At 44.8% G+C, this 22838-nt stretch carries 19 protein-coding genes; 14 read left to right on the top strand and 5 right to left on the bottom strand.

Translation table 11 applies throughout. The annotated features are described in order from the left end of the window. The first annotated feature begins 34 nt into the window (after positions 1-34). The 6 genes from flmA (at position 35) to KTO58_RS15010 (ending at position 5003) form a co-directional block, all read left to right on the top strand. Positions 35-211 carry a FlmA family RiPP peptide gene (gene flmA / locus KTO58_RS15035; RefSeq protein ID WP_157752932.1) on the top strand — a complete coding sequence of 59 codons (177 nt, stop codon included), beginning with the start codon at positions 35-37 and terminating at the stop codon, positions 209-211. Between the two features lie 80 nt (positions 212-291). Further along, a complete protein-coding gene (locus KTO58_RS15030; RefSeq protein WP_225859763.1) occupies positions 292-660 on the top strand; it encodes a hypothetical protein in 369 nt (122 codons plus the stop codon). Positions 661-691: 31 nt separating this feature from the next. After that, a complete protein-coding gene (locus tag KTO58_RS15025) occupies positions 692-1765 on the top strand; it encodes a lysophospholipid acyltransferase family protein (RefSeq protein ID WP_095838583.1) in 1074 nt (357 codons plus the stop codon). Positions 1766-1819: 54 nt separating this feature from the next. After that, positions 1820-3115 carry a LicD family protein gene (locus KTO58_RS15020; protein ID WP_095838584.1) on the top strand — a complete coding sequence of 432 codons (1296 nt, stop codon included), beginning with the start codon at positions 1820-1822 and terminating at the stop codon, positions 3113-3115. 11 nt (positions 3116-3126) lie between these two features. Beyond that, positions 3127-4017 carry a glycosyltransferase gene (locus tag KTO58_RS15015; protein WP_095838585.1) on the top strand — a complete coding sequence of 297 codons (891 nt, stop codon included), beginning with the start codon at positions 3127-3129 and terminating at the stop codon, positions 4015-4017. Positions 4018-4118: 101 nt separating this feature from the next. Then, positions 4119-5003, top strand: a complete 885-nt coding sequence (locus tag KTO58_RS15010) for a carboxypeptidase-like regulatory domain-containing protein (protein ID WP_095838586.1) — start codon at positions 4119-4121, stop codon at positions 5001-5003. Here the strand turns inward: KTO58_RS15010 and KTO58_RS15005 are convergent. After that, complete coding sequence (locus KTO58_RS15005; protein WP_095838587.1) at positions 4976-6652, bottom strand: glycosyltransferase family 9 protein; 1677 nt, start codon at positions 6650-6652, stop codon at positions 4976-4978. The two genes, KTO58_RS15010 and KTO58_RS15005, sit on opposite strands and share 28 nt — an antisense overlap. A gap of 250 nt (positions 6653-6902) precedes the next feature. Between KTO58_RS15005 and KTO58_RS15000 the strand changes: the two genes are divergently transcribed. Then, complete coding sequence (locus KTO58_RS15000; RefSeq protein ID WP_198315235.1) at positions 6903-8741, top strand: S8 family peptidase; 1839 nt, start codon at positions 6903-6905, stop codon at positions 8739-8741. A gap of 10 nt (positions 8742-8751) precedes the next feature. Further along, positions 8752-9933, top strand: coding sequence for a ComEC/Rec2 family competence protein (locus tag KTO58_RS14995; protein ID WP_095838588.1), 1182 nt, complete (start codon positions 8752-8754; stop codon positions 9931-9933). 9 nt (positions 9934-9942) lie between these two features. Here KTO58_RS14995 and KTO58_RS14990 read toward each other — a convergent pair whose 3' ends face one another. After that, positions 9943-10179, bottom strand: a complete 237-nt coding sequence (locus tag KTO58_RS14990) for a VF530 family protein (protein WP_095838589.1) — start codon at positions 10177-10179, stop codon at positions 9943-9945. A gap of 122 nt (positions 10180-10301) precedes the next feature. Between KTO58_RS14990 and KTO58_RS14985 the strand changes: the two genes are divergently transcribed. The 6 genes from KTO58_RS14985 (at position 10302) to KTO58_RS14960 (ending at position 20611) form a co-directional block, all read left to right on the top strand. After that, a complete protein-coding gene (locus KTO58_RS14985; RefSeq protein WP_095838590.1) occupies positions 10302-10910 on the top strand; it encodes an RNA polymerase sigma factor in 609 nt (202 codons plus the stop codon). Between the two features lie 71 nt (positions 10911-10981). Beyond that, on the top strand, positions 10982-12178 hold the full coding sequence (locus tag KTO58_RS14980) for a FecR family protein (protein ID WP_095838591.1): 1197 nt from the start codon (positions 10982-10984) through the stop codon (positions 12176-12178). A gap of 131 nt (positions 12179-12309) precedes the next feature. Beyond that, positions 12310-15891, top strand: coding sequence for a SusC/RagA family TonB-linked outer membrane protein (locus tag KTO58_RS14975; protein ID WP_225859762.1), 3582 nt, complete (start codon positions 12310-12312; stop codon positions 15889-15891). A gap of 11 nt (positions 15892-15902) precedes the next feature. After that, entirely contained in the window at positions 15903-17369 is a 1467-nt protein-coding gene (locus tag KTO58_RS14970) for a RagB/SusD family nutrient uptake outer membrane protein (RefSeq protein WP_095838593.1), read from the top strand. A gap of 24 nt (positions 17370-17393) precedes the next feature. Further along, positions 17394-18557, top strand: a complete 1164-nt coding sequence (locus KTO58_RS14965; RefSeq protein WP_095838594.1) for a TlpA disulfide reductase family protein — start codon at positions 17394-17396, stop codon at positions 18555-18557. Between the two features lie 518 nt (positions 18558-19075). Then, positions 19076-20611, top strand: coding sequence for a sulfatase (locus KTO58_RS14960; protein ID WP_095838596.1), 1536 nt, complete (start codon positions 19076-19078; stop codon positions 20609-20611). Positions 20612-20635: 24 nt separating this feature from the next. Here KTO58_RS14960 and KTO58_RS14955 read toward each other — a convergent pair whose 3' ends face one another. From KTO58_RS14955 to KTO58_RS14945, 3 genes are all read right to left on the bottom strand, one after another. After that, entirely contained in the window at positions 20636-21241 is a 606-nt protein-coding gene (locus tag KTO58_RS14955; protein ID WP_198315237.1) for a hypothetical protein, read from the bottom strand. Continuing rightward, positions 21241-21750, bottom strand: coding sequence for an RNA polymerase sigma factor (locus KTO58_RS14950; protein ID WP_225860257.1), 510 nt, complete (start codon positions 21748-21750; stop codon positions 21241-21243). The genes KTO58_RS14955 and KTO58_RS14950 overlap by 1 nt, the downstream gene beginning before the upstream one ends. 86 nt (positions 21751-21836) lie before the next feature. Then, the gene (locus tag KTO58_RS14945; protein ID WP_157752933.1) at positions 21837-22526 is read right to left on the bottom strand and encodes a hypothetical protein; all 690 of its coding nucleotides are present in this window, start codon (positions 22524-22526) and stop codon (positions 21837-21839) included. Positions 22527-22838: the final 312 nt, after the last annotated feature.

The following is a 22838-nucleotide window of genomic DNA, read 5'->3' as shown; positions in this document are numbered from 1 at the left end:
TTTATTTTTTATTCACTTTTTAAAATTTGATTTTATGCAAAAAAATGAAAATCCAAAAAGCAAACAACTGGCTGAACCCAAAAACCTCGGTAAAGCAGTAGAAGAAGTATCCCTGGAAGTCCTGGAATCCCTCTGCTCCAGCTTCAACAGACGTCCTCGCGGTTGCAACACCTTCGACTCTGTAGGAAGCAATGACGATATCCTGTTCTAAGAACAGCGATACCGAGATTTTACTTTCCGGAGAGCCTGCACCTGCAGGCTCTCCCTTTCTTCACACTAATAACCGGCTATATGTTTTTAAAGTGGCTGCTCCTTATCTCCACTATAGGTACTACCGCTAACACCGGCCTCCATAACACACAGGATACCGACTTCTCCGGAACATACCAGTACGAAATGAAGAATACTCCCTACGGAGACTTTATGGGAAAAATTATTCTGAAAAAGGAAAAAGAAACTTACAGGATTGAAGTGGTCAACAACAAAGGAGAACAATTCAGTGCCCGTATAATCCGCCTGAAAGGCAACAGGATCGTAATGGCCACCAACTTCGAATATGCCGATGCCACGCTGTATGGTTACTTCCGGGAAAATGCCTTGTCTGCAAGAATAGAAGCAAAGGGAGACCCCTTTCTCTATAAGTTCATCGCCAGGAAGTGATCGGTAGTTACTCATCCTAAAATAATACTATATGCGACCGAATGAAGCGCTGCTATATGCAGCATCTTCCGCCAACCTGTACAACTTTATGGGAAATGATGACTTTAATACGCATCTTGATATATTTAAGACGATCGTCAGTCATTCATCAAAGGCATTCAGAGACTTGTTTGACTTTACCGTAGAGGAACTACAGCTGCTTGATGAAGGAGCTGTCTTTAAGGGACTTAAGGAAAACTCCCGTATCTTTATCAGCTTCCATACTGGCTCCTACTACATGCTCCTGGCCCAACTGTTAAAAGATGGACACGACGTGATCGCTATGTCTGATACCCATTCTATCGACAGCGGCGACTTTACAGACCTCACCAGCCTGTACCAGGGGCAATATCACAACAATTGCCATTTTGAGATGGTAAATGTGGAAAGCCCCGGAGCCATTTTTAAGCTGATTAAAAGACTCAAAGCAGGCGCCGTTGGTATCGCCTATATCGATGGTAACAAAGGTGTAGGTGGACAGACCATCCACAACGAAAACATGCTGACACTCGATTTCCTCCACGGCAAAGTGAAAGTAAGAAAAGGCATCGCCTATATCTCTTATCTCACAGGCATACCCGTCCAATTAGCCCTGAGCCACCTCGAAGAAGAACGTATCTACCTCAAAGTATACGCAAACAGCTTTGCCCCGCAGGGCGAAGAAAAGGAAGTTTTCGTACAACAAACTATGCAGGCAGTACTATCTCACTTTGAAGAATACAATAAAAAATATTTTATGCAATGGGCCAATTGGCCTTATGTGCATAACTGGTCGCTCATCGATGCATTTAACGTAGAAACACCCACACCGTCCCGGCAATGGACAAATATCAACGAAAAATGGAAACTCAACCTGACCAGGTTCTGCCCGCTCAGACTAAAAGAGAAAAATTATCTCTTTGACAGACTACGCTACTCCCTCTCTGAAGTGGAAGATCAATACCTCCCCCTGTTCTCCTATAAAACCGGTATACACGAAAAACAAATGCTGGTAACAGATATTATAACGCATGATCCGGAAATGACAGCAAAACTGATAGCAAAACACTTCATCGCACCCCTATAGCCCCACAATATTTAAAACGATCCACCTCATTACTAAAAGACGTATTGCTTAATTATGTTAGTATATAAGATACCACTCCTAAACACCCAGAAAGTAGCGGGCAACGTTATTCCATCATTTGACCTGTCTGGAGGATCACTAAATGTGATCGACATGCTACCTGAAAAGAATAAGCAGGCTTTAGAGGTAGAAACCAACTGGCATACCAATAGGTACGGATTCGACATCCCTGCCTCTGATGTTGAAAATTACCAACTGCACTATGCAGCATGGCAATCCTTTAAGGAAAGAGAAGAAGAGTGGTGCCTGATCATAGATGAGTCCGTGAAACTGGAAACCACCTTAGCAGATATACTGGAACGGATACAGGAGTTACCGGCTGGATGGGATGTGTATTTCCCGTTTGACAGGTTCCGTATCCATGAGAAACAAAAAGAACAGATCCAGATACATAATAAGTCTTTATTGAATCCCAATAAGCGGGAATATAATGACTTCTTACCCTTCGTACTGGGCTTTGAGTGGGGCAATAGTATCTATTTCCTGAGCCGGAACGGCGTAGACAAACTGCTCATGTCAGATGTAGTCAAACAACGGGTAGATGACGAGATCATTAGCTTATCCATCAGGAAGCTGATCGATGCCTTTTTTGATGAAGTCGCCTGGTTTAATTACGAAGAACAGCCTAAAGTAGTAACAAAAGACAGGGACAATGATATATTAAATGCAATCATGAAAAATAGCCGCTGGTCTGTAGAAAGCAAAACGCAGATCAGGACCATATTGGGTATCATGAGTGAAGTGGGAGAACGACTGCATATCGACCTCCTGCTACAGGGAGGATCACATCTTGGATATATCAGGCATGGAGGGATCATGCCCTGGGATGACGATGTAGACCTGGGTATAGAAGAACGCCACCTGGAGAAATTCTTACAGGAGATTGAAAACAATACTCCACTGAAACATGGCCGGTTTATCGAAGAATCTACCGGTTTCCCCTTTTATAAGATCTGGCTGGAAGACACTGCCACTATCGAAGAACGTGAATATAACTTTCCTTTTGTTGATCTCTGGATGTTCAAGGTAGTAAAGGATGACCTGGTTTTCTGGAACGGGATCATCTGCCCTAACTCCGCCAGGTATCCCCTGGAGAATGTTTGTTTTGAAGGTGTCAACTTCAAAATGACCGCTAATTCTATGGAAGTCCTGGATTCCAGGTACAGGACCTGGAGAAGCGGCATACGGGTGTATAATTACCACCATAGCTTGGAAAAAAGCAAGGGATTTTCACTGAGAGTACCCGTTGCCTTGGACGAAAATGGCAGGATTATATTACCTCACGAATGATCAGATAACAAATGCATGTCACAATAATTGGCAAGAATAATAATGGCGGCCTGGAAAAAGACAAACTTATAGTAACCGCTCTGCTACAACAACACGATATACAGGTCGAATTCCGCAACCTGGACGATTTTATACCTATGCCCACACACACAGATCTTTGTATACATCTCGAGATCGTGGATGAACGTTGTTTCGCGAAAACCAATATCCTGGTACCCAACCAGGAATGGTTCATGCGCGATTGGATAAAATATCTGGACCGGTATGATGCGATATTCTGCAAGTCCCATTACGCCTACGAGATTTTTAGTACTTATCACAGTAATGTAAAATATACTGGCTTTACTTCACTGGATTGTTATCATGAAATTGTTAAGCTGAAAGAATGTTTTCATTCCTCAGGAAAGTCTCGGGCAAAAGGAACACAAGTGCTCATCAATGCCTTTGCTACCTTCGACAGAGCCAGAATGCATATCGTAACACATCATACCGACTATACCAGATACGATAACCAGCAAGTATCTTATTATGATCGTATGACGGCAGAAGAGTATGACAAGTTCAGAAACCGCTTCCTGATTCATATATGCCCTTCTGTAGTAGAGGGTTTTGGCCACTGCATAAATGAAGCGAAAGCATGCGGCGCCGTCGTGTTGACTACCAACTTTCCGCCCATGAACGAACTGTCAGATCATTTTCTGATACCTATAGAAAAAGCATATGTTTTACCAGACAGGTTAGGGGGGATTGTCAGCATCAACCCCTCCTCCATAACAGAAGTCCTGGATAAACTATTGCAACGGGATGATCTGTATGAAATAGGTCAGGAGAACAGGCGATCCTTTCTGCACAATGACCAGCTTTTCCGCGAACAGTTTATGCACGCACTGTACACGTTGTAAAATGTAGCATATGAAAATAAATGACTAACTTTCGAAGCTGATACACAAGATGCTATACTGGCCGCTGACGCCTGACCTTTGATAATTATCGCATTTAGTATATGAACAATATTGGCTCCTCCGTTTTTCGCGCATTAGTTATTCTCCTAGTAGTCCTGTTCCCATGTAGGTCGCTATGGGCACAAACCATAAAAGGAACACTCTATGACGGGAAAACAGGAGAACCTATTCCATATGCCAGCATCGGTATTAAAAATAAAAGCAGGGGAGGGATTGCTGAAAGAACAGGTTATTACTCAGTGAATATAGCTGGCATGTCTCCACAGGACTCCATCGTATTTAGCCATATAGGATATGTAACTATGGCATTCCGCCTGGCAGATATCGACCCTTCAAAAAAGATGGATATCCGTCTAAAACCCCGTGACCAGGTGCTGGCTGGTGTGACCGTCACCGCGTTAAGGGACGTGCTGATGTTCGGAAGCGACAAAGCCACGTCCCGGTTTACCGGTTGGGGTGATTACTCAAGCTCAAGAGGCCGGGCCAGGGGAATACAGATAACACCTAAAGAATATCCCGTCAAAATAGTGTCCTTCGCCTGCCGGATTAAACACAATACCTTCGACAGCGTAAAAGTGCGGTTTAATATCCTGAAGAAAGTAGAAGGAGAGGAGCAACTGAAAGAAGTATTACACCAGAACATCTATTTTGATATTCCTCATAATGCAAAGTGGGTCACCCTGGACCTGGCTCCCTACAATATCATATTATCAGACACAGTTGTAATCGCCCTGGAATGGGTCGATTCCTGGGCACAGCCTAAAAAACCGGGAGAGAGTTCCGATATGTTCACCATCGCATTAAGTAAAGAACACGGATACACTTATGAACGCAATACCCCCAACGAATTACCCACACTTAGACAATCAATGGAATTACCCGCTATGTACCTGAAGGGCTACAGGGTTGCAACAGCAGATAAATAAGACCATAACATCTCAGCAGAAATAGATCGTACTTCCCCCGCAATAGCCAAGAAAGTAGCAGCGTCATCCGGACTTTCTTCCAGCGGTACCAATACCTGCTGCCCGCCTTTTGCTATTAAGTGCACACAGTGTACCCATGAATGATTCCACCAGTTTTTAGGCAAATAGCCTTCATCATGTGCTTGCTTTCCAGTATAGACCAATAGGAAAGGAATGTCGTCTATATCCCGCAGCCCATTATTTACCTGGTAAGTGATTACCCCGTTGGCCAGATGAAATATACCCGTACAAGGGCCGATCACAAGTTGGGTGTACTGACTGGCTATCAAGCACATGTCCTTTCTAAGTCCTCTTCTCCCCGCAAAAATAACACGGCTATTCTGTACCGGCGTCAGGCATTGCCTGATAAATGATTGTTCTTCTTCCAATAACAGCACCTTCACACGATCCCGCTCTAGTAACTTGCTGACAAGTGTTATCAACTCCTCCAATAAGATCACCTTCTTTTCCTCCGTCGAACTATTCTGCAGCATCACCAGGAAATCACCGGCTTCAATACCCCGCTCCTCCAGCCAACGATCTGCCATTTCCATCTCTTCCTCCGATACATAGATCTCTTTATCCACATTGTTTTTCCCCGACAGGGTGAACGGACGTTTACCATTCTCCATAAAGTCGAGGTGATAGCGGTCTACTGAAGGCTCTTCCAGCAACGTAAATACAGTATAAATGCTGGCACACAAAGGTGCTGTGCTCCCATCTTTTGTCAAATACACGAGGAACTTGAGAAAGGCATCGCCCTCCACAAGGATAAGATCAAAGGATGAAAGCGGAAGCTGAGCTAAGGGTTGACAGGTGATCTTTACCTGCTCTCCAAAGACACCAGGATAGAGCGATTGTAAACGTGGTCCTATGGTCGGATGATGGCAGTTGATCACTACTTCCTCGTACGGGCCGCAATGCCGCAGGATCCTTTTGAAAAACCTTACCCAGATAGTCGAATCACCAATAAAAAAACTTCGCTTGTAGTCATCCAGGATCAATATCCTGGTATAGCTATTTCCTTTTTTCTCCTTATTTACAGCGGAAATGTTGGTAAGCAGCGCATCAAAGGCACGCTCCAGGCATTCCCGCCCACAGGGGGTATAGCTACTATTTAACTCCTCTTTAAACGACGACAGTATGCCCTTCCTTATCGTTTCCGTTACCTCCCATAGGCCCCCCGGTCGGAATAAGACCTGGACACTTTTAAAATGGCTCTTGGCAGCATTATAACTGGGATCAGCCAGCGTATAGATATGGTCCGTTTGGAACTGACCTTTATATCGCCTGTCCAGGTATTGGGCAAGAAGCAGGTCATGATCAAAATGACATACAATCAGATCATCTTCGGAAAAGCTAATTTCATCCCAGTCGGAACTCACCAGGAAGCGGTCCGCGAAATGCCGTAAAATACTATCCTCCCGCCATAAATGTTGATAACCCATGTTCGATCTGTCATTCCATTGAATGACGGTATCACTGTGTTGAGTAAAGTGATCAAAGAGGAATAGAAGGGTATAGAGTTGCCTGATAACGGCCGGGTCGACTTGCTGATATTTGATCAAATCAGGATAGTCAGACAATATCAGTATCCTTTTAAAGAACATGTGCAATACCTGGATTAACGGGTATTAAGATAAGGAAAATCTGGAGGAGCAACAACGGAAATACCACATTGTTGGTATTGTTGAATATTCAATATTTTACTACCTTCAACTAGTGAATGAAAAAATATTAATACTCCCTTTCCTTTGAACGATAACTTTAAGGTAAACAATAGCTGGTAGTCAGCATGTAAATCAAATCCCAAACATGCCGGATCAACCCCATTGATCTCTCCTTCAAATAAAAAAACGGATGAATATTGACGAAAAAACGATTGAACGGATCATTTTCCGCCAGTACGGACAGATGCCAAGATTTACCCAGGACTCCCCGGTATATCCCGATGTCTGGATGACCTATTTTAAAAAAATAGAAGTGTTGAGCACCTTTCGTATTGACCTCATCCTGACTCCGCATTATCGTTCAAATGCGGCTGATTTGTTCGTGGCTATATCCAACCGGCTGGACAGGTGGGAGAGGGAATCAGACCAGGGATGGCAGCTCGCCAATAATGGAGAGACTGTAGTGGCACGCTTAACATTTTTCGAGCTGATTCAATATGTCTTACCCTTATCAAGCTGGTGGCTTCAGGTGACAGATGAATCAGAAGATAGAGAAGGCTGGGAATGGCTCCAAATATTGGCAGGCGCCTTACTCTATGTATCCAGGGGAGATCGGGAATTTGTTCGCCTGTACGATCACCAAGCTTCTGAACAGCAGGAAGAATATGACATGTACCAGGTGTTTAAGGCGATGTTCAGGGATTACCTGCGTGACCTGGTCGAGCCCAAACGGGAGGAGAAGGGAATACTATATTCCGTTAGCCGCAATAGGCCCGCTACCATTTCTATTCAACAATCAGTCGGATTGACAAAAGCAGATGCCGGTAGGCGCCTGTTCGACATTGATGGCAAAGATATTACCTGGGCCGTACTCGACTCCGGTATCGACGCTACACACGACGCATTCCGAAAGAAAGACCCCAAAACAGGCCTGCCGTATACCACTGCTTTTGGACCTACCCCCGACAGAGAATCTAACTTTACCCGCATTGTCGCTACATACGATTTCACAAAGTTCAGAGATGTAATGGCTAGCATTCATGAGAAAGAAAATCTCAGGATGGATACCCCCGACATGAGTGAAACACTGAAAGGCACCGAAAAAGGACAACTACTACATGAAGAAAAACGTTCGGAATATATTCAGGATATCAGTAAAGCCCTTAAATCAGGCCGTTTATTCGACTGGAGCCTGATAGCCCCCTTGTTACGTATACCGCATAGTTTCCCGGGATATGAAGTACCAAAACATCCCCATGGCACACATGTCGCAGGTATCATCGGTGCGTGCGACGAAGGAGGAGGGTATAAAGACCCCTTAGTAGGCATGTGTCCGGGTATTGACTTGTATGATATCAGGGTCATGAACGAAGAGGGACAAGGAGAAGAGTTCAACATATTGGCAGCGCTTCATTTTGTACGTTGGCTGAATGCAAAAAAAGAAGGTACTACCATACATGGCGCTAACCTCAGTTTTTCCATGACACATGAGGTGGCGAGTTACGCTTGTGGACAAACACCTGTCTGCGAAGCCTGTGAACGACTGGTGGCAGAAGGAATAGTCGTCGTCGCTGCTGCCGGCAACCTGGGACAAGCTTTATTCAAAGGAACCAATGGCGCCGATACGCAAGGATTCCGTATGGTGAACATCACCGACCCCGGAAATGCGGAAAGCGTAATTACAGTGGGCGCCACCCACAAGACCCGCCCGCATGCATACGGAGTATCCTACTTCTCGAGTAAAGGCCCCACAGGAGATGGACGCATCAAACCGGACCTGGTAGCCCCAGGCGAAAAGATCACCTCTTGCGTACTGGGCAACGGCACACAAAAAATGGATGGCACCTCCATGGCTGCTCCTCACGTATCCGGCGCCGCAGCCTTGCTACTGGCCAAACACCGTGAGCTCATAGGCCTGCCTCGTCGCGTAAAGGAAATTTTATGCAAAACAGCTACCGATCTGGGCAGAGAAAGGTATTTCCAGGGATGTGGTATGGTAGACGTATTGCGGGCCATTCAATCAGTTTAATCATTGTCATATGATATTTACATTGGAAGTATTGCAAGCCAAATATGGCGATTGCCTGATCCTGCACTTCGGAACACCCGACAACCATCAATTGATGATCATCGATGGCGGCCCCGCAGGTGTATACCGGGACGTACTCAAACCAAGATTGCTGCAACTCAAAGCACAGCTGTCTCCTCACGATCCCTTACCCATCTCCATGGTAATGGTCAGCCATATGGACGACGACCATGTAAATGGTATCGTAGCGCTCACCAATGATATGGTCGACTACCTCGACCAGGAAAAAGATCCTCCCTTTCAGTTAGATTACTTCTGGTTCAACACATTTGATGATATCATCAATAATCTGCAAATACCCAAACTGTCAGCAGTAGCGGCTGCCGCATCTGTCGCCTCAGTTGAACAACTACCGGGTATCGGCAACGTAGACGCTTCCGTCGCTGCCGTGATCGCTTCTACACAACAAGGAAGAGATTTGCGTAATAACGTGACAGCGCGATTAAATGCCAGCCTTAACGAACCTTTTGTCAATGAAGATGATACTCCAGGTTTTGTACGTGGGGATATCGACAACCTGCCCATAGATTGGGATGACTTATCCATACAGGTACTGCACCCAAATGAACAACGACTGGAAGAATACCAGGCCAAATGGGACGAAGACCTGCGCAAATATCACGACAAAGGAGATCCCGGCATCATCATTGCCGCCCTGGCAGATAAAGACAAATCCCCCTTCAATCTGTCCAGCATAGTTTGCCTCGTATCCTACGGTGGAAAAAAGATACTGCTGACCGGAGATAGCCGCTCCGATGATTTTTATAACGGCCTGCAGGAAAATGGCCTGTTGGATGAAAAGGGTAAATTACATGTGGATATAATTAAAATGGCGCATCACGGTAGTAAAAATAACGCCACCCAGTCAGTATACGAAAAGATAACAGCAGACCATTACGTGGTTTCTGCCAATGGAAAATACGACAACCCCGACCAGGAACTGCTGGATATGTTAAGAGAAACGCTCGCAGATAGTACGATCTACTTCACAAATCGTAACGGAGAGAATGATCTGGCCAATAAGATGAACAATTTCGATGAAGCACTAGCGGCTGCCGGAACAGGCGTAGCGACCGTATATAGAGAAGACGATAAACTATCACTCTTCATTCACCTGGGCGAAAAATTTTGACAAGGTGGATTACTTCAGCTTCCCTTCCCGCAAGGCGTCTTTATAGAAATTCTCCACCTTGGTCCTTGCCCAAGGTGTTTTACGCAGAAATTTAAGACTGGATGGTACGGATGGGTTACTGATAAAACAATTGATCCGGATATGATAACCCAACTCATCCCATCCAAAGCTATCTACAAGCCGTATAATCAGCTTTTCAAGTGTCACCCCATGTAACGGATCTTTTGACGTATGCCCTGCTTCCATATGCTGCTTTTTGTAACACAAAGATACATACAACTATTAAGCCTAGACTGATTATTATATATTAAAAAGTCATATTTGACACTATTATTGGAATCCCGACTTTTTATTACTTTTATCTCGGTATGATGTCGTCCCATTCCAATTATATTGAAAGTGAATTGCTACGCCGTATTTCGGATGGAGAGGAACTAGCCTTTACGGAATTATACAACCGATACTGGCAAAAAGTCTATTCATACCTGCTGCGTATGACTAAATCTCATGAAATCGCAGAAGAACTGCTATATGACATCTTCACCAAACTATGGATAGGCCGGGAACTGATCACAGAGATCCGCAACATGGACGCATTTCTCTCAAAGGTGGCCTATAATAAAGCCATGAGCTTCTTCAGGTATACAGCCTCACAACGTAAAATGCAACAGCTGGTCGCCAGGCAGATGGAAGAAAACCTATATGTGGAAGATACCGCCGATAAACTGTTGGATCACGAAGCCCGTGAACTCCTGCAGGAAGCTATCCGGCAGCTTTCTCCGCAGCGCAAACTGGTGTTTTCCCTGAGCCGGGAACATGGATTGACCCATGAACAGATCGCCCTTCAGCTAAATCTGTCAACCCAGACAGTGAAAAAAACAATGTCCAATGCCCTCCATACCATCCGGGAATTCCTCCATAAAAGAGGGATCGAAGGATCACTCATCCTGTTTTATTTCCTGGAAACCAGGAAATAATTTTTTTTCCCTCCGATACCTCCTACCCCTTTTTCCTGCGTCTATTTATTATTAAAGCCATCTAATTACTCATGTCGCAACGCTTACAGGTTCTATTTGACAAATATGCCAGCGGACAGGCAACTTCGGAAGAGTTGCAGGAATTCTGGCAACTGGTAGCTGCGACAGACGATGATGATGAGGTCTTGTCCGGGAACCTGAAAATCTGGTGGGATAACTATGAAGAAAAGTATAACCTTTCTGCCGGCGTAGACGGGGCTAAAACATTGAAGAGGATACTGGCGGCCGACAATCAGAAACAAATAGATTATAGCGGGATACATCACCGGCCCGTACGAAGACTCCGGCAAATATGGGCTGCCGCCGTCATACTATTACTGATCGGCACTGCATCCTGGTACTATATCCAACAACATAGCAATGAGCCGCCGCTAGCGAAGCGCTCCAATACGGTATACAAAAATGATATACTACCAGGTGCAACAGGCGCAGTACTTACGTTGGCAGATGGAAGCCAGGTACAACTCGACAGCGCAGGAAAGGACCTGCAACTTACACAGGGGAACGCAAAAATATCAGCAAGCAACGGTACCGTGATCTACTCCGGACAAGGTATCGATACACATACAACTTATAATACACTAACAACATACAAAGGCCAGCAATACCCGCTACGCCTCTCCGATGGCTCATTGGTAATGCTGGATGCCGGCTCTTCCATCACTTACCCGGTTATTTTTACAGGGGGCAAACGGGAGGTGCTGATTCAGGGACAGGTCTGGTTCGAAATAGCAAAAGATAGCAGCCAGCCTTTTATTGTAAAATACAATAACAAACAAGTGCAGGTATACGGTACCCATTTCAATATAAAAGCCTACGATGACGAACCCGATCTTCGGGTAACCTTGGCGGAAGGTAGTATTAAAGTGACCAGCGGTACAGTCAGCCAAATGCTGATCCCGGGACAACAGGCTATTTTATCACGAAATGACAACGGTATCAGGATCGATACCCATGCCGATATACAAGAAACCATTGCATGGAAAAACGGTCAGTTTGAATATAAAAGCAAAGACCTTACTTATGTCATGCGGGATATCGCACGATGGTATAATATAGAGGTAGTATACGACGGCCCTAAACCTGCAGATACCTTTACCGGGGGATTTAGCCGATCCGTCACATTAACCGAATTACTAACAATACTGGAAATAAGCAGGGTACACTTTAAACTGGAGGGACGAAAATTAACGGTGCTGTCACGCTGATCAAAGGCACCAGGAATATTGACCAAAATTTTATCATCGCAAGTCTAAAACCAACCAAAATTATGCAGCCATCTGCTAAGGGGATCTCTTATCCTCATAAATCGCGAAAGTCGGCAAGAAAGTTTGTCAGCATGTTATCTAACGTAAAAACAGTAACCCTGGTATCATTTCTCATACTTATGCTCGCTGCAAAAGTAACAGTGGCGCAATCAATCAGTTTGTCTGCAAAACAGATACCCTTGTCCAAGTTGCTGCCGGAACTGAAAAAACAGAGCGGGTACCAGTTCTTTTACAATGATGCCATGCTGGCAAAGGCATCGCCGGTATCACTGGACATACGGGATATGCCGCTACAGGATGTGTTAAGGATGGTTTTTCGTAATCAGCCTTTAACTTACGCCATCGTCGCTAAGACAGTAGTAGTAAAAGATACGGCGATCACCACCGAGATCGATGTGGTTGGATACTTGCGGGACGAAACCGGAAGACCGGCCCCAGGTATTAGCGTACAGGAGAAGGGCCAGTCGAAAGGAACCTTCTCCAATGCCCAGGGACTCTTTGTGATCAAAGACGTAGATGCGGCTGCTACTTTGTTGTTTTCAGGACTGAACGTGGAAACTTATGAAACCAAAGTGAACGGTCATGGCGACTTGGGAACCATTACACTGAAAACAAAGATCACGGCGCTCAATGAAATCAATGTAGCCGTCTCCACCGGTTATCAGACCATTTCCAAGGAACGCAGCGCCGGTTCCTTTTCCAAACCTGATATGGCTGTGGTAGCCGACCGCTCTTCCAGTATGAATATCCTCCAGCGTTTGGATGGCCAGATACCAGGATTAGTAATTAACAACTCGCCAAGCGCTGCCAGAGACGGAAATACTTTCCTGGTCCGTGGCCTGAATACGATCAATGCCAGCAGAAACCCACTGGTAGTGGTAGATGGAATGGCCGTCGATGTAAGCAGGATATCTACTATTAACCCACAGGATGTAGCCGACATTACAGTGTTGAAAGATGCTACCGCAGCATCCATATGGGGCGCTAAAGCATCCAATGGCGTAATTGTTATCACGACCAAGAAAGGGAAAGCAGGTAAAATGAAAGTCGCTTATGATGGCTTCGTCAACTTTCAGGGGAAACCACAATACAACTACTTCCCAATGATGAATAGTGACCAGTATATCCGGTCAATGAGAGAAACATTCGACTCCATCGCAGTATATATGCCGTATCAGCGCGCGACCACCTACGATCCGCTCAACTCCGTATACGGACTATCACCTTCCAATCAGATACTCTATGATATGAAGAATGGGACCATCTCACAGGCTACTGGTAATGCAAAATTAGATAGCCTCGCCCGGATTGATAACAGAGCACAGATAGGAGATGTCTGGTATCGCCCGGCTATGCTGGTGAATCATACCATCGCTATCAGCGGAGGCTCCGAAAAACACACCTACTACAACTCTTTCTCATACACCGATAACAGGTCGTATACTCCCGGTTCCAGCGATAAGACCTTTAAACTGAATACCAGGCAGGACTTTAACTTTAACCGTATACTGAAAGTATTTGTGAGCGCTGACCTGACCAATAATTCAACTACAGATGGCAGAGCAGTAAATATAGATAACAGGTACCTCCCATATCAATTGTTCAAAGACCCAAACGGTAACGCTATCAATATGCCCTATATGGGCTACCTGAGTGAAAGAGAACGGCCGAATATTGAAAAAATGGGTAAGATCAGTATGGATTATAACCCCATTGATAACATGAATACAGGCTATACAAAGAGCAATACATTCAGCGGAAGATTCAATACAGGCATAACGGTTGATATCTATAAGGGATTAAAATTTGAAGGCAGGTACGGTTATATAAAAGAATCCGGGAAAACAACCATATACGATGATGTAAGCAATTATCAGCAACGGGCTTATATCATGAATTTTGCAGTGGCTAACAATGATGGGACTGTAACCTACAACCTGCCGACAAAAGGAGGTCGTTATACCGTTTATAATTCTTCACTGGATAACTGGGTAGTAAGGAATCAGTTACATTTCGATAGGAACTGGAATAATGGAAGACACCAGTTGACAGCATTGGCGGGAGCAGAGGCGCAGGAACAAAGAACGGTTGTCAACAGAAGTACAGTGTACGGATATGATCAGGACCTGCAAACCTACCCGATGTTAGATTACAAATTACTTTCCACCGTTGGTATTGTAGGACCCATACTACCAACAGGTATCGATCGTAAATCATCTAAACTGCCCACTGATAACACCGAATCCGGATCTTATTTCGGCGAATCAGAATCCGTACCTCGCTCCAGGTTTACATCTTACTATGGGAATGTAGCCTATATGTTCCTGCGAAAATATAATATCAATGCCAGCTGGCGTAACGACCAGAGCAATCTGTTTGGACTGAACAGATCCGCACAGCGTAAACCAGTATGGAGCCTCGGCCTGAAATGGAACCTCACCAATGAGGCTTTCATAAACCATATTGCCTGGATCGATGCACTGGCAATAAGAGCGACCTACGGATTAACAGGCATTTCTCCTGTCGCCGGACAGGCAGCTTCGTATGATATCTTTAAGCCTGCTACCGTCAGGTATGCACCGGGGGGCCAGGCTTTAAATATCTCTACGTTGAGTAACTCCGACTTAACTTGGGAAAGCACAAAAACATACAACATCGGTATCGACTTCGGGATACTTCGCAACAGGATAAGCGGATCTATAGACATCTACCTGAAGAATACAGACAACCTCCTGGGCCAAATGCCCGTAAACCCTCTATCCGGCGCCAACTCCATCTATGGGAATGTCGGAGCACTGACGAACAGGGGATTTGATATCGCCATCAACTCACTAAACATAGACGCTGGTAAATTCTCCTGGAGTACGATCTTGAATATTTCCTATAATAAGAACAAGATTACTAAACTTGGCCTGCTTGCACAGCCCATTACCCGAGGCGACCAGCTGATCGGGAATAATTATGTGGCCAATTATCCTGCTTTCGCCGTATTCTCATATAAATATGCAGGATTGGATGCTAACGGTGATCCGCAGATCCGGCTGGCAGATGGAAAACTAACAAAGGCACTCAATGCAAGCAAAATTGAAGACATCGTATTCAAAGGGGTATACCAACCGGTATGGAGTGGCGGCCTTACCAATACATTCCGGTACAAAGCCTTTTCACTCGCCGTGAATACAATCTTTAATATGGGTAATGTAATGTACCGTAGCATGAATACCCGCTACTCCGGCATGTTCAACGTCGGCTATATGGATTTCAGATCAGGTAATATCAACGTAGAATTCCTCGACCGCTGGAAACAACCCGGTGATGAACAGAAAACAGACATACCAAGATTCATAGCCAATCCTACTACCAGCGCACTGCGTAATACCCGCTATTACACCAGCGGCGATGTCAATGTCGTCGATGCCTCTTATATAAAGATCCGGGACATCACATTGGCATACCAGCTACCACCGCAACTGTTGAACAAATTAAGGATAGAAGGGCTGTCCCTGCGTGCACAGCTGTCTAACCTGATGCTCTGGAAAGCAAACCGCTACGGCCTGGACCCGGAGTTTTCTAATAGTACCGCAGCGAATGCAACCAGCGTGATGCCTTTCAATCAAAAGACGGTGACCATCGGCGCGCATTTAACACTCTAAAAATGAAATGAATGAGAAAAGTTGCAAATCATATAATACTACTTTATACACTTGCTACCATTGGTGTTGTCCAGTCTGGTTGTAAAAAATCGTTCCTGGAAATAACACCCCAGGGAGTGTTAATCGCACAGAAGACCACCGATTATGACCTGATGCTGAATGCAGGAGCCTTGCATCAGTTCAATATATTCTCTCCGATAGCCATGGGCGACGATGTTGCCGGTAGTAGCAGCTTTAATGTACTCGGATTCGGCGCCTTTTCAATGTCAGACCAGGAAGCATTCAAATGGTCCGCCGATCTTTTTCTGCCTAACAATACGGAATCGGAGATCAACGTGTTGGTAAAACAGATCTATATCTATAATAAAGTGATCGCCGAAGTGATGAGATCGACAGGTGGCACCGATGCACAAAAAAATATGCTCAGAGCAGAAGCACTGACCGGACGCGCCTGGATCAATTTTTTATTGGTAAACTGTTATGGTAAACCATACAACGCATCCACAGCGGTAACTGATCCCGCATCACCCTTGTTCATGATTGCAGATGTAACCCAGACTACCTTCACACGAGCCACCGTAAAACAGATGTATGACCAGATCATTGCAGATCTCAAAGAAGCGATTCCACTATTGCCAGAAACGATCACCAACAGATCCAGAGCATCAAAACCGGCAGCACAGGCATTATTAGGTAAAGTATATGTATTCATGCAACAATGGGAAATGGCCCTGCCACTGCTGCAAAGTTTTATCAGCTCCATATCCCAGTCATCAATAGCAGTAGGACTATACGATTATCACAAGGAATTCGGTGCAAATGGGGCATTTCTACCCATTGACCCGGTGAATGGACCGAACCGGCTTTACGCTGATATGGACAAGGAGGTCGCCTATATGCGTACCACATCCCGTATGTATGGCGCCGGCCTGGACGGGATCATCATAAACCCAAAAACTGTTGCACTCTTCAGCAGTAGCGACGAACGGCTCAAGTTCTTTAGTGCCCAAACCTGGTTAACAGGTAAGAGCTACCCCTTGGGAATGAGAAGGGCCTGGGGACAGTCCTATACTAACCTCGGTGTAACAGTGCCGGATATCGTGCTGCTGATCGCAGAATGTAAAGCACGGACAGGACAATTGACAGCAGCTGCAGAAGATATAAAGAATTTTCGGGCGACCCGTGTAGCCTCGCAGGAGGCCCCGGTGCCACAAATAATTGTAAATGATAAGGTGGCGTTGGTCAAATACATCCTCGAAGAAAGAACACGTGAAATGGCCTTGACGGGAAACCGCTGGCTCGATATGCGCCGCATATCTCTTGAACCGGAATATGCAGGTACATTCAATACCACACACCAGGTGTATGATGAATCCGGAAACGTTACGGCCACCTACACCCTGAAACCAGAAAGGCTTACCATGCGCTTTTCTACTTACGTAATGGAAGCAAATCCGAATCTGACAAATAACCCGTAAAAGCATAAACCAACCGTTAATATTATGAAGAAGTATGCCACACTCTTATGTAGCTTCCTGATCGCCTCAGCTGGTTACGCCCAACAGGGATATACCCTGAAAATAAAACTCAGTAATTTCAAAACCTATAAACCAAGGCTGTCCTATGTCACAAATGGAACGATTAGCGTAGACTCCGTGTATACAATGGAAAAGGGCTGGATGATCATGAAGGGTAATATAAAAGATGCACAGATAGCCAGCTTTACAGTTAAAGGTAATCCTGCCCTGGAAATAGGGACCGGTAGTCAAAACTTGACAGCGCCAGCCTTGAGATTTTTCCTTACTAATGACGTGATCACCATTAAAGGAGATGCCGATAAAGTATATGCAGCGGAAGTGAAAGGAGGTACTGCCAACGCAGACTGGGAAACCGTAAGAGCGAAAGCAGGCAAAGTGGATCATGAAAACTGGCTGGCAGCCAGAAAGGTGGCCGATAGCTGTAAAACCTGCGATAACACAACACTGATGCGGGCCATTAGTAAAACCAATAATACAAGGAATAAAGAGATGCAGGATACGGAAAACAGTTTTTATAATAGCCATCCCAACTCTCCTTACAGCATGTATATGCTGTACAGAAGACAGGCGATAATGGACCTCGATTCCCTAAAAGCAGACTATAACAAAATGGGAAGCACCGCAAAGAACAACATTTACGCAAAGATGTTGGGAGAGCGGGTCGCTAGCCTGGAGGCCACCGCTATCGGCCGCCCGGCTATTCCATTACAGAAGAAAGATATGAACGGCCAGGAAGTAAGTCTCGCAATACTGAAAGGAAAATATGTATTACTCGATTTCTGGGGAAGCTGGTGTCACCCTTGCCGGGCTTCCCATCCGCACCTGAAAGAAATATATAATAAATATAAATCCCAGGGATTCGAAATAGTAGGTATAGCTGCCGAAATGGGACGCGACCCCGAAAAGAACCGTAAAACATGGCTGGATGCTATTAAAACAGATGGCATCAATTGGGTGAATGTGTTGAACAACGAAGGTGCCGAACAGTTTGATGCCGTAAATGCATATGGTGTTTCTGCATTCCCTACCAAACTATTACTGGATAAAGAAGGTAAGATCATCGGTAGATGGATAGGAGGGGAGGCTAAAGAACTGGACGCCAAATTGCTGGAGGTATTTGGGAATTAATTGTTGGGATAAAAAGGGGATTTTTCCCTACCGGTACAGGTTTTTTCACCTGAGTTCATTTAGGACCTTCGATGTGCAAAATTATTTTTTACCAAAACATACCTATTATGGCACATCGGGTTTTAAATGAAGACTGGTCCGACTATGATAACAAAAAGAAGAAAAAGGAAGATCGACTGTTCTTTTCCTGTGAAGAGTCATGGGAAGTAGATTATCTGGTTAGGAAGTTAAGGAAATACTATCCTGGAAAGACAGAGGCACAAATCACCAGTGCGATTCGGTCTTGCTGTACGGTCATAAGAGCGCCAAGACCAAGGGCACAGTTTGTAGCATGCGTAATAGAAAGGTTAGACTCCTGATAATTGTTATCCTTAAAGGATGACCTCGGAGAATTACAAGTAAGGAAATGCCGGACAGCGCTCAGGCATTTCCTTTTTATGCGCAATGATAGTTAGAAATAGGAAGAGATTTGTTTTACAGGCAGTACATCTTTATTTTGCCGGGGAAAATGCTGAACAATGAACAAACTATTTAGCAGTCTGCCTGTCGCTGCCTTGCTTTGCTATAGCCCTCAGATCCAAGCACAAAAAAATCAACCTCCTAACATCATTTTTTTCCTTGTCGACGATATGGGATGGCAGGATACCGCTGTGCCTTTCTGGGATAGCGTAACGTTGGCGAATCAAAAATTCCGCACACCTAATATGGTCCGGCTGGCCAGCACAGGTATGAAATTCACAAACGCGTACGCTACCTCGGTTTGCACTCCTTCAAGGGTGAGTCTGCTTTCTGGTATGAATGCTGCCCGGCACCGCGTTACTAATTGGACCAGCTTACGCAACAAAAGTACCGATGCAAAAGATACACTGCTGCAGGCACCTGCCTGGAACCTGAACGGTCTCTCTCCAGATGCCTCCCAGGAACGTAGCGCATACGCTACACCTTTACCGCAGGTGCTGAAAGACAATGGCTATTATACCATTATGTGTGGTAAGGCGCACTTCGGCGCAGATCAAAGTGCCGGGAAAGATCCGCTGAAGCTCGGATTTGTGAAAAATATCGCAGGCAGCGCCGCCGGACATCCTGCCTCCTATTATGGAGAAAAGAACTATGGCCATAACCCGGAAAAATATATCGTTCAGGCAGATTTACCGGGACTTGAAAAATACTGGGGCACCAAAACCTTCCTGACTGATGCCTTGACACGTGAAGCCATCCTTGCAATGGATACCGCACGTCTTAAAAAACAGCCTTTCTTTTTATACATGGCACACTATGCCGTGCACTTGCCATTCCATGAAGATGAACGGTTCCTGCAAAAATATCTCGATGCAGGTCTCTCGAGGCCGGAAGCCGCATATGCTACCCTGATAGAAGGAATGGACCATAGCCTGGGACAACTTATGGACTACCTGGACAAGAATGGCCTGGCAGAAAATACCGTGGTCATTTTTATGTCAGACAATGGCGGTTATTCCCATCCCCCTAGGGAAGGAGACCACAACACCCAGAATTATCCACTCAAAGGTGGTAAAGGCGCTTTGTATGAAGGCGGGATCCGCGAACCGATGATCGTGCGTTGGAATGGCGTAACCCGACCAGGTAGCGTGAGCGATCAATACATGATCATGGAAGATTTCTACCCTACCATCCTCGAAATGGCAGGTATCAAAAAGTATAAAACAATACAAACGATCGATGGACGTAGTATCATACCTTATCTGCGCAACAGCCACCTGAAAGAAGAGGATCGCGTCCTGATCTGGAATTACCCGCATAGCTGGGCAGGTGGCTCACTCGGTGACGACAATGCCTTCATCACCGCTATAAGGCAAGGCAGCTGGAAACTGATCTATTGGGAAAAACAAGGCCGCTTGGAACTATACAACCTGGATACCGATATCAAAGAAGAACATAATCTCGCAACTAAAGAACCAGCAAAGAAAACAGCATTGGCCAAACTATTAACCACTATGTTGAAACAATACAATGCGCAACTACCCACATACATACAGACAGGGCAATCCATCCCATATCCAGATGAATTGCCATAAATCCCGGAAAAAGAACAATTGCTACTATGGTCTTTCCACAGACGTATCCCTTTTTGTTGAAATTTTATAATCTTCATTGCTGATACCTTTCACTCCTTTGGGTTTTTTAACCGGGGTAGGAGGCGTGAAATGATATCCTGAATCAATGACAGGCGCCGGTAAGGATGGCTCCTGGTGTAAGCTGTCGGGCTGCTCAGGGGAAAGCGTAGGCGCCGCTGTTGATTCGCCGGCCGCGCTGTGCTGTGGAGGGCCTTTTAATAAAGAAGAATCCACGTTAAGCTTAAGTGGACGAGTGGGGGACAAAACTTCTTTTACACTGTCTGTAGAAACAAGTGTATCTATAGCCGTAACCGTATTTTGTACAGCAGGCACTGACTTTTCAGGAATTGCTTGTTTCGATGGATGCCTGTATACAAAATAAAATATCATTACCGATGCGGTGATACATGCACCGGCAGAAACGAAGAAACCCTTGCCCTTAAATTGGGGCATACGGGTTTTCTGAGGTGATTGGACCATTCCATCGAGCTGTGCTTCAATGCCGCCCCAGATCGCGTCGGACATATCCGGCACAGGTATCTCGTTCAGCTTTGCTGCTATCATTTTTTCATATGGAGTAGTCTTATTCACTAGGCTGATATAGCGGCTATTTTTTGTTGAAGAATTTTTCTTGCCTCACTTAAATGCCATTTGCTGGTCCCTTCACTAATACCTAACTGACTGGCAATTTCCTTATGAGAGTATCCATCAATAGCATACAATACAAAAACTGCATGCGTAGCCCTTGGCAGCTGCCTGATCAATTGAAGAATCGCAGCCGCATCGGTCTTTTCAATAATCTCATTGTTAATACTTGGTTCTTCTACGGTATCTGTTTCCAGGCTCGCAAAACGATTCCGCTTTTTTATGTGATCCAGCGATTCGTTGATAATAATCTTTTTTAACCAACCATGAAAGTTGCCTTTCGATGCATCAAAAGTATGGATGCTACGGAACATCTTGGCAAAAGCACAGCTGAGAATATCGGCAGCTTCATTTTCGTCAACAGCATAGCGCATAGCAATCGTCATGGCAAAACCATAGCAATGCCGGTACAGCTGTTCCTGTGCTTTTCTGACGCCTTGTTGGCAATCGGTGATAATATTACGTAGATCCAGTTCCAGTTTTTCGATAATTTACAATGCGCTGCCAGTGCTAATATTATTAAAGCAATTATCCTAAGCTATTACCAACCATGATCGTGAATCCTTCTCGCGAATATAGCCGTCGAAATAGCACTTACTGCCAGCCGCTCTGAAGCATCCAGTTCATTATAAAACCATAAGTCCTTACTTATTAAATCCACTACCGCAATCACCCCTCCCGAAGTACTAAGCTCGTATCCTGCCAATAATTTAAACAGCAATTTTTTAGTCTTTCCGTCATTGGATATTTTTTGCTTTACGTCGAGCGGCTTTATATAAATAGTATCTGTTCCATTAGTGGCCATTCCCTTATCTCCCGAATCAATGAAGGTAAACGGATTTTTATCTCCGCTTGCCTTTCTGTTGTAAACATTGGTCAGTATCAGCTCCCAGTCTTTTCCGACTTTAGAAGCGTCTCCGCTAATAATGGCGGAGAATATATACTTATAATGCTCCAACTGACTGAAATTGTTTAAAATGGAATTACTGTTAAGAAGCGTGTATTCCGTTTCCTCCTTAACAGACATTTCATGAGCGTACACTTCCAGGGTATTATTCCCATCAGATATACTATAATGGAACTTACCTTTCTGATTTTCTACGACACCGCTTTTACTAATACCCAACTGGTTCAACCAGAGGTTTTGCAGGAAATATGCATGTCCCCATCCGGGATAAGTAACGCCTATCCCTCGTTTTATTTTCGATGTCTTAAATTGGCTGAATGACATCTTTTTACCCTTTGCTCCCTTAACATGCTGTATAGTGGCCTGCCGCTGAAATGAATCGGGTACAGCCAATTTCAGGTTGGCACAACTGGCAGCGAGACAAATCACACTGATTAAAATTATATACTTTCTCATAGGTCTTTTGAACAGATCAGTTTTTATGGGATAAGGACTTTGCTGCTTATCTAAACAGCCTCGTTTTATCCTTCCACGCTATAATACCTCCATTTTCTCCCAAAGGTTGGGTAAAAAAAATATTTTTTTTCTACCCAACCTCCTAAGCATTGGAAAAGGTACTACTATCAAACAAAATTA

This window comes from Chitinophaga pendula (genome assembly GCF_020386615.1).
In the GTDB taxonomy this organism is placed as follows: domain Bacteria; phylum Bacteroidota; class Bacteroidia; order Chitinophagales; family Chitinophagaceae; genus Chitinophaga; species Chitinophaga pendula.
Note: the sequence above shows the minus strand (reverse complement) of the source record. Positions and strands in the feature narration are given on the sequence as shown.